We start from the raw sequence: 13,376 nt of genomic DNA, 5'->3' as shown, positions 1-13,376 counted from the left end.
ACATGGGCCTCACCCTCAACTCCACGGCGTTTCGGGCGTGGACCCAGCTGTGTGCCGAGGCGCTGTCGGTCGCCCGTGCCGAGATCGACGCGCTCAACGTGTTCCCGGTGCCAGATGGTGACACCGGCACCAACGCCTACCTGACGTTCGTCTCCGGCGCCGACGCCGTCAGCGGGCTTCCCCGGGGGACCGATCTCCCGGAGCTGGTCAAGGCCTACACCGACGGACTGCTGACGGGCGCCAAGGGCAACACCGGCGTGATCCTGTCGCAGCTCGTGCGGGCGTGCTTCTCCCGTCTCGACCTGGCAGGCGAGGTGACGGCCGCCGATGTCGCCGCCTCGTTCGTCGCGGCATCCGATGCGGCCTACGCCGCGGTCGGCATACCCGTCGAGGGCACGATCCTGTCGGTGGCCCGCGCCGCCGCGGTCGGTGCGACGGAGGCCGCCGAGGCCGGGATCGATGGTCGTACGGTCTTCGGCAAGGCCGCCAACGCAGCCCGTGTCGCCCTTGCCCGCACGCCGCAGCAGATGGAGGTGCTGGCCCGAGCGGGAGTCGTCGACGCCGGAGGGCGAGCCCTCGTCGTGGTGCTCGACGCCACGGAGCAGGCGCTCACGGGACGGGTGCCCGAACGCGTCACGGCCCCGGTCCCGGTGCCGGTGCTGGTGCCAGGAGACGATCTCAGCGCCGATGGGCCCTCGTACGAAGTCATGTACCTCCTCGAGGCCGACGACACGGCGATCCCGGCCCTGAGAGCCAGCCTCCTGCCGCTCGGGGACTCGCTCGTCGTGGTGGGCGGCGATCGGCTCTGGAACATCCACGTGCACGTCGACGACGTCGGTGCCGCGATCGAGGCGGGCATCGCGGCCGGGCGGCCCTACCGCATCACGGTCACCCATTTCGCCGACCAGATCGCCCAGCGCCCCCAGGGCGGTCGCGTCGTCATCGCGGCCACGACGGGCACCGGGCTCACGGCTCTGTGCGAGGAGGCGGGTGCGCTGGCCCTCGCGTTCACCCGCGACGAGCCGTTGACGGTTGCCGCGATGGGCGCCTCCCTCAAGGACTCCGGCGCCGACGAGATCATCGTGCTGCCCAACAACCACCGCTACATCGGCCAGTTCGAGGCCGCGGCGCAGGCTGCACGCCAGGACGGCGTACGCGTTGCGGTGATCCCGACGACGGCGCAGGTGCAGGGCCTCGCCGCACTGGCGGTTCACGATCCCGGACTCGGCTTCGACGAGGTCGTGGTGGCCATGTCGAGCGCCGCCGCCCACACGCAGCACGGCGCCGTGACGATCGCGACCGAGCCCGGCATGACCATGGTCGGACCCTGCAAGCCCGGCGACGTGCTCGGCGTGATCGCCGGCGACTTCGCCGTCGTCGGTGACGACGTCTTCGAGGTGACCGTCGCGGTGCTCGATCGCATTCTGTCGCCCGGCGGCGAGATGGTCACCGTCGTGCTCGGCGAAGGTGGCGCCGAAGGCGTCGAGGCGCACCTGACCGAGCACCTGCGCCAGGCCCGCCCGGACGTCGATCTCGTGGTCTACGACGGGGGCCAGGAGAACTACCCGCTCTTCATCGCGGTCGAGTGATGGTCGATCTCGACACCAAGCTCGTCAACGTCCTCGGCGACAAGACCGCGAAGCCCTTGGCGACGGCGTTCGAGATCACGACCGTCGGCGACCTGCTCCGGCACTATCCGCGCCGCTATGCCGAGCTGGGCAAGCTGACGGACCTGTCTGAGCTGGTCGTCGGCCAGCACGTGACGATCATGGCTCGCATCGCCTCGGTCAAGAACCACTCGTTCGGGCCGGGAGGACGGCGCACCCGTACGGAGGTCGTCGTGACCGACGGCACCGGCCAGCTCACGCTGACGTTCTTCCAGCAGGCCTGGCGGCTCAAGTCGATGATCCCCGGCACGCTCGGCCTCGCGGCTGGAGAAGTGACGGAGTTCAACCGCAAGCTCCAGCTGACGCATCCCGACTGGGAGTCGATCGAGGCCTCCGATGACCCGACCGAGTCGAGCCGGCTGAGTCGCGGCATCATCCCGATCTACCGGGCCACCGCCAAGATGGCGACCTGGAAGATCGAGCGCTGCGTCGGCATGTGCCTCGACGCGATCGACCCGATGGCCGATCCGTTGCCGGCCGAGGTGCGCGACTCCCGCGGCTTCTACGACCTGGTGGGGTCCTTCGAGGCGATCCACCGACCCCGCAACTCCCGTGACTGGCAGGGCGCACGCGACCGCTTCCGGTTCGAGGAGGCATTCGTCGTGCAGACCGTGTTCGCGCAGCGCAGACTCGCGGTCGAGAACGAGCGCGCCAAGGCTCGGCCGGTCGCCGCGGGTGGGCTGCGCGAACGCTTCGAGAAGCAGCTGCCTTTCAGGTTGACCGCTGGGCAGCAGTCCGTGCTCGACGAGATCGCGGCCGATCTGGAGAAGCCGCACCCGATGCACCGGCTGCTGCAGGGCGAGGTCGGCTCCGGCAAGACGATCGTGGCGCTGCTGGCGATGCTGCAGGTCATCGACTCCGGTGGTCAGGCAGCACTGCTCGCGCCGACGGAGGTCCTCGCATCGCAGCACTACCGCGCCATCACGGGCCTGCTCGGAGATCTCGCCAAGGGCGGCATGCTCGGCGGCGCAGACGGAGCCACCCGCGTACGCCTGCTCACCGGTTCGATGGGCGCCAAGGCGCGCAACGAGTCACTCCTCGATGCGGCGTCTGGTGAAGCCGGGATCGTCGTCGGCACGCACGCGCTGATCCAGGACCACGTGCAGTTCGCCGAGCTGGGTCTGCTGGTGGTCGACGAGCAGCATCGCTTCGGCGTCGAGCAGCGCTCGGCACTGGTCGACCGCGCCGAGGTGACGCCGCACGTCCTCGTCATGACGGCCACCCCGATCCCGCGGACGATCGCGATGAGCGTGTTCGGCGACCTGGAGGTCTCGACGCTGCGTGAGCTGCCGGCAGGCCGCCAGCCGATCCAGACCACGGTGGTGCCGTCCGATCGACGGTCGTGGCTCGACCGAGCGTGGGAACGCGTGCGCGAGGAGGTCGGCAACGGCCGCCAGGCGTACGTCGTGGTCTCGCGCATCGGCGACGACGGTGCGGCTGATGACAAGGACACCCGCTCGCTGGTCGAGCTCGCCGACGAGCTGATCGCCGGCCCGCTGCAGGGCCTGCGGGTCGGGACGCTGCACGGGCGCATGACGCCGGAGGAGAAGGATTCGGCGATGAATGCCTTTGGCGGCGGCACCCTCGATGTGCTCGTGGCAACGACCGTCGTCGAGGTCGGCGTCGACGTGCCCAACGCCACCGTGATGGTCATCATGGACGCCGACCGGTTCGGCATGTCCCAGCTCCATCAGCTGCGCGGCCGCGTCGGCCGAGGCAGCGAGAAGGGCCTGTGCTTGTTGGTGACCTCGGCGGAGGAGGGCACGCCGACGAGGGAGCGCCTCGATGCCGTCGCCGGCACCAACGACGGGTTCGAGCTCTCACGCCTGGACGTCGAGCTCCGCCGCGAGGGCGACGTGCTCGGTGCCCGTCAGTCGGGGGTGCGTTCGAGCCTGCGGCTGCTGTCGGTCGTACGCGATGGCGAGGTCATCGATGAGGCACGTGCTGCCGCCGAGCTGATCGTCGCGGCGGACCCGTTGTTGGCCAACCATCCGGCACTGGCGGATGCCGTCGCCGAGCTCGAACGTTCCGAGCAGGCCGACTACCTGGAGCGCACATGACCCGGATCATCGCGGGGGAGTACGGCGGCCGGCAGATCAAGACACCCAAGGGCGACGGCACCCGACCCACCAGCGACCGGGTGCGCGAGGCGTTGTTCTCGTCGCTGCAGTCCGAGCTCGGCGGCTTCGACCGACTGCGGGTGCTCGACCTGTACGCGGGCTCGGGTGCACTCGGTCTCGAGTCACTCTCGCGCGGTGCGGATCATGCGACGTTCGTCGAGTCGGACTCGCGGGCGGCAGACGTCGTCAAGCAGAACGTGACGTCCCTCGGTGCAGCCGGGGTCGTCCTGCGTACGACGGTCGAGCGATTCCTGGGCACCACGCCCGGCAGACCATTCGACCTGGTGTTCCTCGACCCGCCGTACGCCCTATCGACCGACAATGTCTCCGCCCAGGTCTCTGCCCTGGCTGACGGGTGGACCGCACCCGATGCGTTGTTCGTGGTCGAGCGGTCCACCCGGGATCCGTTCACGTGGCCGGAGGGTGTCGAACCTCTCAGGAGCAAGGCGTACGGCGAGACATCGCTTTGGTACGGTCGCTGACATGACGAAGGTCGTGTGTCCCGGCTCGTTCGACCCCGTGACCAACGGTCACCTCGACATCATCGAGCGTGCTGCGCGCCTGTTCGACGAAGTCGTCGTGGCGGTGCTCGTGAACGAGGCCAAGAAGGGCCTCTTCACGATCGATGAGCGTCAGGACCTGCTGGCCGAGGCCACCCAGCACCTGCCCAATGTCTCGGTCTCGTCTTTCAACGGGCTGCTGGTCGACTTCTGCAGCGCGAACGCCATCTCGGCGATCGTCAAGGGCCTGCGCGCCGTCACGGATTTCGACTACGAGCTGCAGATGGCCCAGATGAACAGCAGCCTGACGGAGGTCGACACCGTGTTCATCCCCACGACTCCCGAGTACTCATTCCTCGCCTCCAGCCTGGTCAAGGAAGTCGCCAAGCACGGCGGCGACGTCTCGGGCCTCGTCCCCGACTTCGTCCTCGACAAGCTCAAGGCCAAGTTCGCCTGAGCCGCCCGCGGCCTAGCGCCCGGTGAGCTGTTCGATCAGGGCTTCGGCGAGTGATCTTGCTGCCTTTGGATCGACGTACGGGGGTGCGAGGCAACCCGTCTCCAGATCTTCCAGCGAGACGCCATCAGGGATGACGGACATGGCGCCGGGTTGGGCGCCGTGGCGGCTGCGTTCATGGACGATCACGTCGTGCGTTGCTCGATTGCATCCGTCGAGCTGCTTGATGTCAGCCAGGGCGACGACGATCGACTCCCACAGGGCCTGACGATCACCGTCGGAGAACTCAGCGTTTTGCAGGAGCTCGCAGCGGTAGATGACGCGACGCAGGGCAAGGACGATGCCCTCGATGCTGGGTGATGCTCCCTCTGCTGCCAGAAGCTCGCCGTCCTCGGCCTCCATCGACCAAGGGTAGGACGCGTTGAACCCACGATATCGGCGTTTGGGCTCGTATCGTCGCGCAGAAATCGACACAAGCACTGGCAGGGATCAGTCGGGCAGGATGGGCATGGCGTCTCGCTCCGTCCGACCGACCTGGACCGCGCGGCGAAGCGCCTTCGAGCCGAACTTGTCGCGTATCGCGTCGACTGCGTCGTCGATCGTTGCCCCGCCGACGACGTCGAGCGGGAGTGTGAGCTGCATCGGGTTGTCGTCGAGCGATCCCACCGAGACGCCGATCAACGTGATGCCCTTCTCGGCGATCACGCCCGCCCGCGACGCCAGGAGGTGACGCGCGACGTCGAGGATCGTCAGCGTGTGGGAGGTCGGACGCGGCAGCGTGTGAGAGCTCGTCGATCGGGTGAAGTCGCCGAACCGGAGCCGGATCGTGACGGTGCTGCCCGTACGACCGGCCGACCTCATGCGGCCGGCGACGCGGTCGACGAGACCCAGCAGCGTCAGGTCGAGCTCTTCCGCGGTGTGATGGCCACGGCCGATGGCGTGCTGGGCTCCCATGGAGCCGCGGCGCTTGCCGGTGACGACCGGCCGCGGGTCACGGTTGTGGGCGAGTGCGTGGAGGTGGTGGCCGCTGCCGGGGCCCAGGAGCTGGACGAGCTCCTGCTCGTACATCGCCGCGACGTCACCGACGGTGTTGATGCGTGCCGCGCGGAGCTTGCCGGAGGTGACCTTGCCGACGCCCCACAGCCGCTCGACGGGCAGCGCGTGCAGGAACGTGAGCTCCTGCTCGATCGGCACGACGAGCAACCCCTGCGGCTTGGACACGGCGCTGGCGACCTTGGCGAGGTACTTCGTACGCGCCACACCGACCGAGATCGGCAGCCCGACCCGGTGCATCACGTCGACCCGGAGCTGGGCGGCGATCGAGGAGGGCAGTCCGCGAATGCGCCGCAACCCGCCGACCTCGAGGAACGCCTCGTCGATCGACAGGCCCTCGACCATCGGTGTGGTGTCGTGGAAGACGTCGAACACGTCACGGCTCGCCTGCGTGTAGGCATGCATCCGAGGTGGCACCACGATGGCGTCGGGGCAGATGCGCAGTGCCTGACGCCCGCCCATGGCCGTACGTACGCCGGCACGCTTGGCCTCATAGGACGCGGCCATCACGACACCGCCTCCGACGATCACCGGACGGCCCCGCAGCGAGGGGTCGTCACGCTGCTCGACCGAGGCGAAGAACGCGTCGAGGTCGGCGTGCAGCACGGTGCCCTCGGTCACGGTGCTGTCAGCCATGATCGAATCGTCCCAGCGGGGTCTGACCGATTGGCCTCGGTGTGGCTCCGCGGGTTAGGATTCTCTTCGGCCTGCTTGCAGGTCGAAGATTTGTCGTGCATCTGGATGGATGGTCAAACGTGTTGTCGGGACCTCTGGTTTTCGATACCCATGAGATGGGTCGCAAACCGGGCGCCGAACGCAGCTTCACCGTCACGATCGAAGCACCGGCAGATCTTGGGTACGACGTCTACGGCGTGCCCGAGGGTTCCCCGGTGGACATCGAGCTCCGGCTCGAGGCCATCATGGAAGGCATCCTGGCAACAGGGTCCGCCTCGGCGCGAGCAACAGGTGAGTGCGTACGGTGCCTCGAATCGATCGACAACCAGATTGCCGTGGGATTCCAGGAGCTTTACCTCTACGACGATGCGCCCGAGGATCAAAAATCTGAAGACAGCTTCATCCTCGAGGGAGAGCTACTCGACCTCGAAACCGCATTGCGGGACGCAGTGGTGCTTGCACTGCCGCACAACCCACTGTGTGGTCCGGACTGTCCGGGATTGTGTGCCGAGTGTGGCGCACGGCTCGCGGACGATCCAGATCACACACACGGTGAGGCGATCGACCCTCGTTGGTCGGCGTTGAGCCAGCTGGCGGACCAACCGGTCAGCACAGCCGAGACATCAGAGTCGGGCAACACTCCCGACGACAGCAAGGAGTAGATCGTGGCAGTCCCGAAGAGGAAGATGTCGCGCAGCAACACGCGCCACCGCCGTTCAGCCTGGAAGACGACCGCAACCCAGATCGTCGACTGCGCCAACCCGGCGTGTGACTCCAAGACACAGCCGCACCACGCGTGCCCCAAGTGCGGTCAGTACGGAGCTCGCGGCGAGAGCCGCCAGGTTCTCTAATATCCGCGTCAGTCGACACTGACGCGCTCCGGGAGATCCTGGGTGTCCAGGATCTTGATCCCGGGCTCCTTCAGCACGCCCTGACGCACCGCTCGTTCGCCTACGAGAACGGCGGTGTGCCCAACAACGAGCGCCTCGAGTTCCTCGGCGACTCGGTGCTGGGGCTCGTCGTTACCGACACACTTTTCACCAATCACCCCGATCTGCCCGAGGGCCAGCTGGCCAAGCTCCGCGCTGCCGTCGTGAGCGCCAAGGCGCTGGCCGTCGTCGCCCGTACGCTCGGGATCGGCGAGCACGTACGACTGGGTCGCGGCGAGGAGGCCACCGGCGGCCGTGACAAGGCCTCGATCCTGTCCGACACCGTCGAGGCCCTGCTCGGCGCGATCTACGTACAGTTCGGCATCGAACGCTCCGCCGAGGTCATCCACCGCATCTTCGACCCGGTGATCGCCGAGGCCGCCAAGCTCGGTGCGGGTCTCGACTGGAAGACGTCCCTGCAGGAGATCGCCGCCAACAACGATCTCGGAGTCCCGCAATACGTGCTTGAGGGCACGGGTCCCGACCACGACAAGACCTTCACCGCCAAGGTGCACGTTGGCGAGCGGCTGTTCGACGGTGGCACCGGCTCGTCCAAGAAGGAAGCCGAGCAGATGGTCGCCGAGATCGCCTGGCGCGCCATCACCGCCGACCTCGAAGCCAGTGCCTGAGCGCAATGCCCGAACTGCCTGAGGTCGAGGTCGTCCGCCTCGGCATCCACGACCACGTGGTTGGTCGCACCATCACGGGAGCCGAGGTCTTCGACGTCCGTTCCGTACGCCGCCACCTCGCCGGACCGGCTGACTTCGTCTCCCGGCTCGAGGGCCGTACCGTCGTCGGCGCCGCCCGTCGTGGCAAGTACCTCTGGATGCAGCTCGACCACGGTGACGCCGTGCTCTGCCACCTCGGCATGAGCGGGCAGTTCCTCATCGCCGACGCCGGTGACGAGCCACCCCGCCACCTGCGTGTGTCGCTGGCGCTCGACGACGGGCGCGAGCTGCGGTTTGCCGACCAGCGGATCTTCGGCGGCATGTCGTTCAGCGAGGACGGCGCCGAGCTGCCCGACGAGATCGCCCACATCGCCCGTGACCCGCTGGACCCTGCCTTCGACGCGGAGGAGTTCGCCGTACGCCTCGGCAGGCGTGAGACCGGCGTGAAGCGCGCGATCCTCGACCAGACCCTGATCTCGGGGGTCGGCAACATCTACGCCGACGAGGCGCTCTGGCGCACGCCGTTGCACTACGCCCGCAACACGCGCCACCTCAGAGCCCGAGAGGTCGAGGCGCTGCTCGGCAACATCACCCAGGTGATGCGTGAGGCGTTGCAGCAGGGCGGCACGTCGTTCGATGCGCTCTACGTCAACGTCAACGGCACCAGCGGCTACTTCGACCGCTCGCTGCAGGCCTATGGGCAGGAGGGCAAGCCGTGCCAGCGCTGTGGCACGCCGATGCGCCGAGACGCGTTCATGAACCGCTCGTCCTACTGGTGCCCGTCCTGCCAGCCCCGGCCACGCAACGGCAAGTTCTAGCCCACCCGGGAGCGGTGCCTGAGCGTCCACCGGACGATCTACGGTGGACGCTCAGGCACCGCTGACAACCAGAGATAGCCTGATCCCCGTGCCCGTCACCTTGCAGCCCATGACCGCCGAGCGGTACGTGTCGTGGAACGAGCGACTCATCGTCGAGTTCGCCAAGGAGAAGGTCGACTCGGGCAACTGGCCCGCCGAGGGCGCCCTTGAACGCTCCGCCAGGGAGAATGCCGCCGACCTGCCGCGGGGTCTCGAGACCCCGGGCCATGACATCTTCGTCGGCCTCGTCGACGGCGAGGAGGTGGGCGTGCTGTGGCTGTTCACCGATCCCGCGCACCAGGTGCCCGAGACCATGATCTACGACATCGAGATCGCCGAGGAGCACCGCGGCAAGGGGCTCGGTCGAGAGCTCCTGACCGCCGCCGAGGAGTGGTGCGCCGACCACAGCATCGGCCTGCTCAAGCTCCACGTGTTCGCCCACAACACGACCGCCGTGAGCCTGTACGAGTCCGCCGGCTTCGAGGCGACCAACATCAACATGGCCAAGGTCATCCGTTGACCGACGCGCCGTACGGTCCCGAGGCGTCCGAGCGATTCGTCGACGAGCCACCGAAGCGTGCGGGTCGTACGCCGTTCGAGCGTGATCGCGCCCGTGTCGTGCACTCGGCCGCGCTGCGCAGGTTGTCGGCCAAGACGCAGGTGCTGGGTGCAGGCTTCGACGACTTCGTGCGCAACAGGCTCACGCACTCGCTCGAGGTTGCCCAGGTGGCCCGTGAGCTGGGCAAGGCGCTCGGCTGCGATCCCGACATCGTCGACTCGGCCGCTCTCGCCCACGACCTCGGTCATCCACCGTTCGGCCACAACGGGGAGGTCGCGCTCGATGACGCAGCGGCGTCGTGCGGCGGTTTCGAGGGCAACGCCCAGACCCTGCGCATCCTGAGCAAGCTCGAGTCCAAGGCGTTCGACGCCGATGGCTCCAGCGTCGGGCTCAACCTGACACGGGCGACGCTGTCGGCGTGCGTGAAGTACCCGTGGGCTCGCGGCGAGGCACCCGACGGCGGTGCGAAGTTCGGCGCGTACGCCGACGACCTACCGGTGTTCGAGTGGCTCCGCGACGGCGCGCCCGCGAAGCGCCGCCCGATCGAAGCCCAGGTCATGGATCTTGCCGATGACATCGCCTACTCGGTGCACGACGTCGAGGACGGGGTCGTGGGTGGCTGGTTCGCGCTCGGCACGGGTGAGCTCGACCGTACGGCGATCCACGAGGTGGCACGTGACTGGTACGACGCCACCGTCACCGACGACCGCCTCGACGCCGCATCGCTGCGGCTGCAGGAGATGCCGGAGTGGCCGACGTCGCGGTTCGACGGCAGCCGTGTCGAAGGCGCCGTCCTCAAGAGCCTGACGAGTGCGTTGATCGGTCGCTTCGCCCACGCCGCGGAGCTCGCGACGAAGGAGCGGTGGGGCGAAGGGCCCCTCATACGGTTCGACGCCGACCTCGAGGTGCCAGGTGACACCCGCGACGAGATCACCGTGCTCAAGTCGATCGCGGCGCACTACGTCATGCGGGCGGAGGACCGCGTCGGACCGCAGGGCCGACAGCGTGAGCTGCTGCACGCCCTGGTCGAGGTGCTGGACCGCGGCGAAGGGCGTGACCTTGAGCCGGAGTTCGCCGCCGATTTTGCCCGCGCCGCCGATGACGCCGGTCGCCGCCGGGCCATCATCGACCAGGTCGCCAGCCTCACGGATGTCTCGGCCCGCTCCTGGGGCCTGCGCCTCCTCAGCTGACCGCCGCATGGGTGTGGGACCGGCCGACTAACATTCACCACATGGCAGGGCGGATCAAGGACGAGGACATCCAGCTCGTTCGCGAACGCGCCCGCATCGACGAGGTCATCGAGCAATACGTCACGCTGCGCAACGCGGGCGGCAACCGCATCGGCCTGTGCCCGTTCCACGACGAGAAGTCGCCGTCGTTCAACGTACGGCCGGTGCAGGGCTTCTACCGTTGCTTCGGCTGCGACGCGTCCGGCGACGTCTACAAGTTCCTCATGGAGATCGAGGGCCTGACGTTCGTCGAGGCGGTCGAGCGTCTGGCCGCCAAGTACGGCATCACGCTTCGCTACGAGGACGGCGACTCCGGCCCCCGCCGCGACCCGCAGCAGCGCAACCGGCTGCTCGAGGCGCACCGCGAGGCCGGCGCGTTCTATGCCGCCGCACTGCAGTCGTCGGCCGACGCCGAGGTCGGCCGTCAGTTCGTCAAGGACCGCGGCTTCGACCAGGCGGCCGCCGAGACATTCGGCATGGGCTTTGCGCCGCGCGGGGGAGAGGCGCTCGTCTCCCACCTCAAGGCCAAGGGATTCACCGACGACGAGCTGACGATCGGCGGACTCGCGGCCCGGGGTTCGCGAGGGCTCTACGACCGGTTCCGGGGGCGGCTGCTGTGGCCCATCCGCGAGATGACCGGCGAGATCATCGGCTTCGGCGCCCGTCGCATGTTCGACGACGACCGGGTCGAGGCCAAGTACCTCAACACCTCCGAGACCCCGATCTACAAGAAGAGCCAGGTGCTCTACGGCCTCGACATGGCCCGCAAGGCGATCTCGTCGTCGAGCCAGGCCGTCATCGTCGAGGGCTACACCGACGTCATGGCGTGCCACCAAGCCGGTGTCATGACCGCCGTCGCGACCTGCGGCACGGCGTTCGGCGAAGACCACGCACGGGTCATGCGACGTCTCATGCTTGACCACGACGCGTTCCACGGCGAGGTCATCTTCACGTTCGACGGTGATGAAGCCGGCCAGCGTGCGGCGCTCAAGACGTTCAGCGGCGATCAGCAGTTCGTCGCCCAGACCTACGTCGCCGTCGAGCCGCGCGGCATGGACCCCTGTGACCTCCGCCTCGCCGACGGTGACGCCGCCGTACGCGAGCTCGTCGCGTCTCGCATCCCGCTCTACCGCTTCGTTCTCGACAACATGCTGAGCCGCTACGACCTCGACCGCGGCGACCAGCGCGTCGACGCCGTGCGCGAGGCCGTGACGCTGGCCTCGTCGATCCGCGACAAGTCCAAGGTCGATGAGCTGCTCCGCGAGATCTCAGGGCGCGTCGGCGTCGACATCGAGCAGGTACGCGCCGAGCACCGCAAGCGTGCCGCCGCTCCCAAGGCGACTCCCACCACGTCGACGCGCGCCGCGGCGCCGACCGGCGACGTGCCGACCATCCAGGTCTCGAGCTTCGGCGCTCCCCAGTTCTTCGACGAGCGTGAGGCACTCAAGGCGATCGTGCAGCATCCACACCTGGCCAAGAGCCTGATCGACGACCTCGACGAGAACGACTTCACGCATCCGATCTCCCAAGAGCTCTGGGGATTCATCAAGGCGATGCCGTGGCCCGACGGTCCCGACGCCAACTGGCTGCCCAAGCTGTCTGACTCGGTCGCGAGCGACGAGCTCAAGCGTGTCCTGGCCGTCGCTGCGGTCGAACCGATGCGCGCGGGCGAGCGCAACACCGCGGCGGTCGTCGAGTCGGTGATCGTACGCCTCCAGCTCCTCACCACGGCACGGCGCATCAACGAGGTCAAGTCCAAGCTGCAGCGCACCAACCCGATCGACGAGGCTGAGCCCTACAACCGGATGTTCGGTGAGCTCATCGCTCTGGAGCAGCAGCACCGCTCGCTGCGTGACCGGTCGATCGGCATCCCCACCCTCTGATTCTGCGCCGGTGCGTCCACAACCGGCCGCAGCCTCGTGCGCACTCGGTGCGACGCATCGCAGGCTGGCGTGGTGGACGCCTTCATCAAGAGCCTGCTCGACCAGCCCCAGCTCGCCCTCGCCGATGAGCGGACGCTGGCGCGACGGGCGCGCGGCGGCGACCAGGCGGCGCGTGACGAGCTGATCACCGCAGGGATGCGCGCGGTGGCTCTGCGAGCGATGCTGCTGGGCTTCCGCGGCGACGAGATGCGTGACGCCGTGCAGTCGGGCGCGGTCGGCCTCATCCGGGCCGTCGACCGGTTCGACCCCGACTGCGGCACGCGTCTGGCGACGTACGCATGGCACTGGATCGGTGCCGCAATGAGGCAGTCGCGCCGTCCCGAGCCGGTCACGGCGCCGGCCGGTGTCTCCGCTCAGGAGCCGATCGAATACCACGACGACCTGCTCGACGGACTGCCCGACGAGCTCGCCGAGGTGCTCCGACTTCGCTACGGGCTGGGCGCTGGAGACCCCATACCGATGACGCTCAGCGAGGTCGCGCACACCTGCGGGCTGAGCGTCGCACAGGTCAGGCTGCGAGAGGCGAAGGCGATGCGGCATCTGCGCCTGGTACTTGCTAAGGTTGTGCACCGTGCTCCACACCGTGGGGCCGATCCCCTGTAGCTCAATTGGCAGAGCAGCCGACTGTTAATCGGCAGGTTATTGGTTCGAGTCCAATCGGGGGAGCAAGAATCCGGGGTAGGTCCACACATTAGTACACACATGCTGATGTGTGCGACCTC

The 13,376-nt window shown here is 68.1% G+C and carries 14 protein-coding genes and 1 tRNA gene; 13 read left to right on the top strand and 2 right to left on the bottom strand.

The annotated features are described in order from the left end of the window. Positions 1-2 precede the first annotated feature (2 nt). Genes ABD683_RS00485 through coaD form a run of 4 tightly spaced genes read left to right on the top strand, consistent with a single transcriptional unit; the run spans position 3 to position 4,744 of the window. Positions 3-1,589 carry a DAK2 domain-containing protein gene (locus tag ABD683_RS00485; RefSeq protein WP_344766333.1) on the top strand — a complete coding sequence of 529 codons (1,587 nt, stop codon included), beginning with the start codon at positions 3-5 and terminating at the stop codon, positions 1,587-1,589. After that, positions 1,589-3,727 carry an ATP-dependent DNA helicase RecG gene (gene recG / locus ABD683_RS00480; protein ID WP_344766332.1) on the top strand — a complete coding sequence of 713 codons (2,139 nt, stop codon included), beginning with the start codon at positions 1,589-1,591 and terminating at the stop codon, positions 3,725-3,727. The genes ABD683_RS00485 and recG overlap by 1 nt, the downstream gene beginning before the upstream one ends. Then, positions 3,724-4,269 carry a 16S rRNA (guanine(966)-N(2))-methyltransferase RsmD gene (gene rsmD, locus ABD683_RS00475; protein ID WP_344766330.1) on the top strand — a complete coding sequence of 182 codons (546 nt, stop codon included), beginning with the start codon at positions 3,724-3,726 and terminating at the stop codon, positions 4,267-4,269. The genes recG and rsmD overlap by 4 nt, the downstream gene beginning before the upstream one ends. Position 4,270: 1 nt before the next feature. Continuing rightward, positions 4,271-4,744, top strand: a complete 474-nt coding sequence (gene coaD, locus ABD683_RS00470) for a pantetheine-phosphate adenylyltransferase (RefSeq protein WP_344766329.1) — start codon at positions 4,271-4,273, stop codon at positions 4,742-4,744. Between the two features lie 12 nt (positions 4,745-4,756). On the opposite strand, the gene ABD683_RS00465 is transcribed toward coaD, so the two are convergent. Together ABD683_RS00465 and dinB are read right to left on the bottom strand one after the other, a co-directional pair. Next, positions 4,757-5,143 (bottom strand): hypothetical protein, encoded by a 387-nt coding sequence (locus ABD683_RS00465; RefSeq protein WP_344766327.1) that lies wholly within the window; start codon positions 5,141-5,143, stop codon positions 4,757-4,759. An 87-nt stretch (positions 5,144-5,230) separates the two neighbouring features. Continuing rightward, positions 5,231-6,430 carry a DNA polymerase IV gene (gene dinB, locus ABD683_RS00460; protein ID WP_344766325.1) on the bottom strand — a complete coding sequence of 400 codons (1,200 nt, stop codon included), beginning with the start codon at positions 6,428-6,430 and terminating at the stop codon, positions 5,231-5,233. 155 nt (positions 6,431-6,585) lie between these two features. Between dinB and ABD683_RS00455 the strand changes: the two genes are divergently transcribed. The 9 genes from ABD683_RS00455 (at position 6,586) to ABD683_RS00415 (ending at position 13,320) form a co-directional block, all read left to right on the top strand. Beyond that, positions 6,586-7,131, top strand: a complete 546-nt coding sequence (locus ABD683_RS00455) for a YceD family protein (protein ID WP_344766323.1) — start codon at positions 6,586-6,588, stop codon at positions 7,129-7,131. 3 nt (positions 7,132-7,134) lie between these two features. Next, on the top strand, positions 7,135-7,320 hold the full coding sequence (rpmF, locus tag ABD683_RS00450; protein ID WP_344766321.1) for a 50S ribosomal protein L32: 186 nt from the start codon (positions 7,135-7,137) through the stop codon (positions 7,318-7,320). Next, entirely contained in the window at positions 7,320-8,027 is a 708-nt protein-coding gene (gene rnc, locus ABD683_RS00445) for a ribonuclease III (RefSeq protein WP_425548524.1), read from the top strand. Before rpmF ends, rnc begins: the two co-directional genes overlap by 1 nt. 5 nt (positions 8,028-8,032) lie before the next feature. Next, positions 8,033-8,884: a bifunctional DNA-formamidopyrimidine glycosylase/DNA-(apurinic or apyrimidinic site) lyase gene (gene mutM / locus ABD683_RS00440; protein WP_344766319.1), complete on the top strand. Its 852-nt coding sequence runs from the start codon at positions 8,033-8,035 to the stop codon at positions 8,882-8,884. A gap of 88 nt (positions 8,885-8,972) precedes the next feature. Next, positions 8,973-9,443 (top strand): GNAT family N-acetyltransferase, encoded by a 471-nt coding sequence (locus ABD683_RS00435; protein WP_344766317.1) that lies wholly within the window; start codon positions 8,973-8,975, stop codon positions 9,441-9,443. Beyond that, the gene (locus ABD683_RS00430; RefSeq protein ID WP_344766316.1) at positions 9,440-10,672 is read left to right on the top strand and encodes a deoxyguanosinetriphosphate triphosphohydrolase; all 1,233 of its coding nucleotides are present in this window, start codon (positions 9,440-9,442) and stop codon (positions 10,670-10,672) included. Before ABD683_RS00435 ends, ABD683_RS00430 begins: the two co-directional genes overlap by 4 nt. 41 nt (positions 10,673-10,713) lie before the next feature. Then, entirely contained in the window at positions 10,714-12,594 is a 1,881-nt protein-coding gene (gene dnaG, locus ABD683_RS00425) for a DNA primase (protein WP_344766314.1), read from the top strand. Between the two features lie 72 nt (positions 12,595-12,666). Continuing rightward, the gene (locus tag ABD683_RS00420; protein WP_344766313.1) at positions 12,667-13,257 is read left to right on the top strand and encodes a sigma-70 family RNA polymerase sigma factor; all 591 of its coding nucleotides are present in this window, start codon (positions 12,667-12,669) and stop codon (positions 13,255-13,257) included. After that, positions 13,248-13,320, top strand: a tRNA-Asn gene (locus tag ABD683_RS00415). The genes ABD683_RS00420 and ABD683_RS00415 overlap by 10 nt, the downstream gene beginning before the upstream one ends. Positions 13,321-13,376: the final 56 nt, after the last annotated feature.

The sequence above is a fragment of the Aeromicrobium panaciterrae genome (assembly GCF_039537165.1).
Taxonomy (GTDB): domain Bacteria; phylum Actinomycetota; class Actinomycetes; order Propionibacteriales; family Nocardioidaceae; genus Aeromicrobium; species Aeromicrobium panaciterrae.
This window is presented reverse-complemented; position numbering and strand designations above follow the sequence as displayed.

Excerpts from the sequence above, each read along its gene's own strand:
- ABD683_RS00485 (WP_344766333.1), top strand. The coding sequence starts at position 3 with ATGGGCCTCACCCTCAACTCCACGGCGTTTCGGGCGTGGACCCAGCTG.
- recG (WP_344766332.1), top strand. The coding sequence starts at position 1,589 with ATGGTCGATCTCGACACCAAGCTCGTCAACGTCCTCGGCGACAAGACC.
- rsmD (WP_344766330.1), top strand. The coding sequence starts at position 3,724 with ATGACCCGGATCATCGCGGGGGAGTACGGCGGCCGGCAGATCAAGACA.
- coaD (WP_344766329.1), top strand. The coding sequence starts at position 4,271 with ATGACGAAGGTCGTGTGTCCCGGCTCGTTCGACCCCGTGACCAACGGT.
- ABD683_RS00465 (WP_344766327.1), bottom strand. The coding sequence starts at position 5,143 with ATGGAGGCCGAGGACGGCGAGCTTCTGGCAGCAGAGGGAGCATCACCC.
- dinB (WP_344766325.1), bottom strand. The coding sequence starts at position 6,430 with ATGGCTGACAGCACCGTGACCGAGGGCACCGTGCTGCACGCCGACCTC.
- ABD683_RS00455 (WP_344766323.1), top strand. The coding sequence starts at position 6,586 with ATGGGTCGCAAACCGGGCGCCGAACGCAGCTTCACCGTCACGATCGAA.
- mutM (WP_344766319.1), top strand. The coding sequence starts at position 8,033 with ATGCCCGAACTGCCTGAGGTCGAGGTCGTCCGCCTCGGCATCCACGAC.
- dnaG (WP_344766314.1), top strand. The coding sequence starts at position 10,714 with ATGGCAGGGCGGATCAAGGACGAGGACATCCAGCTCGTTCGCGAACGC.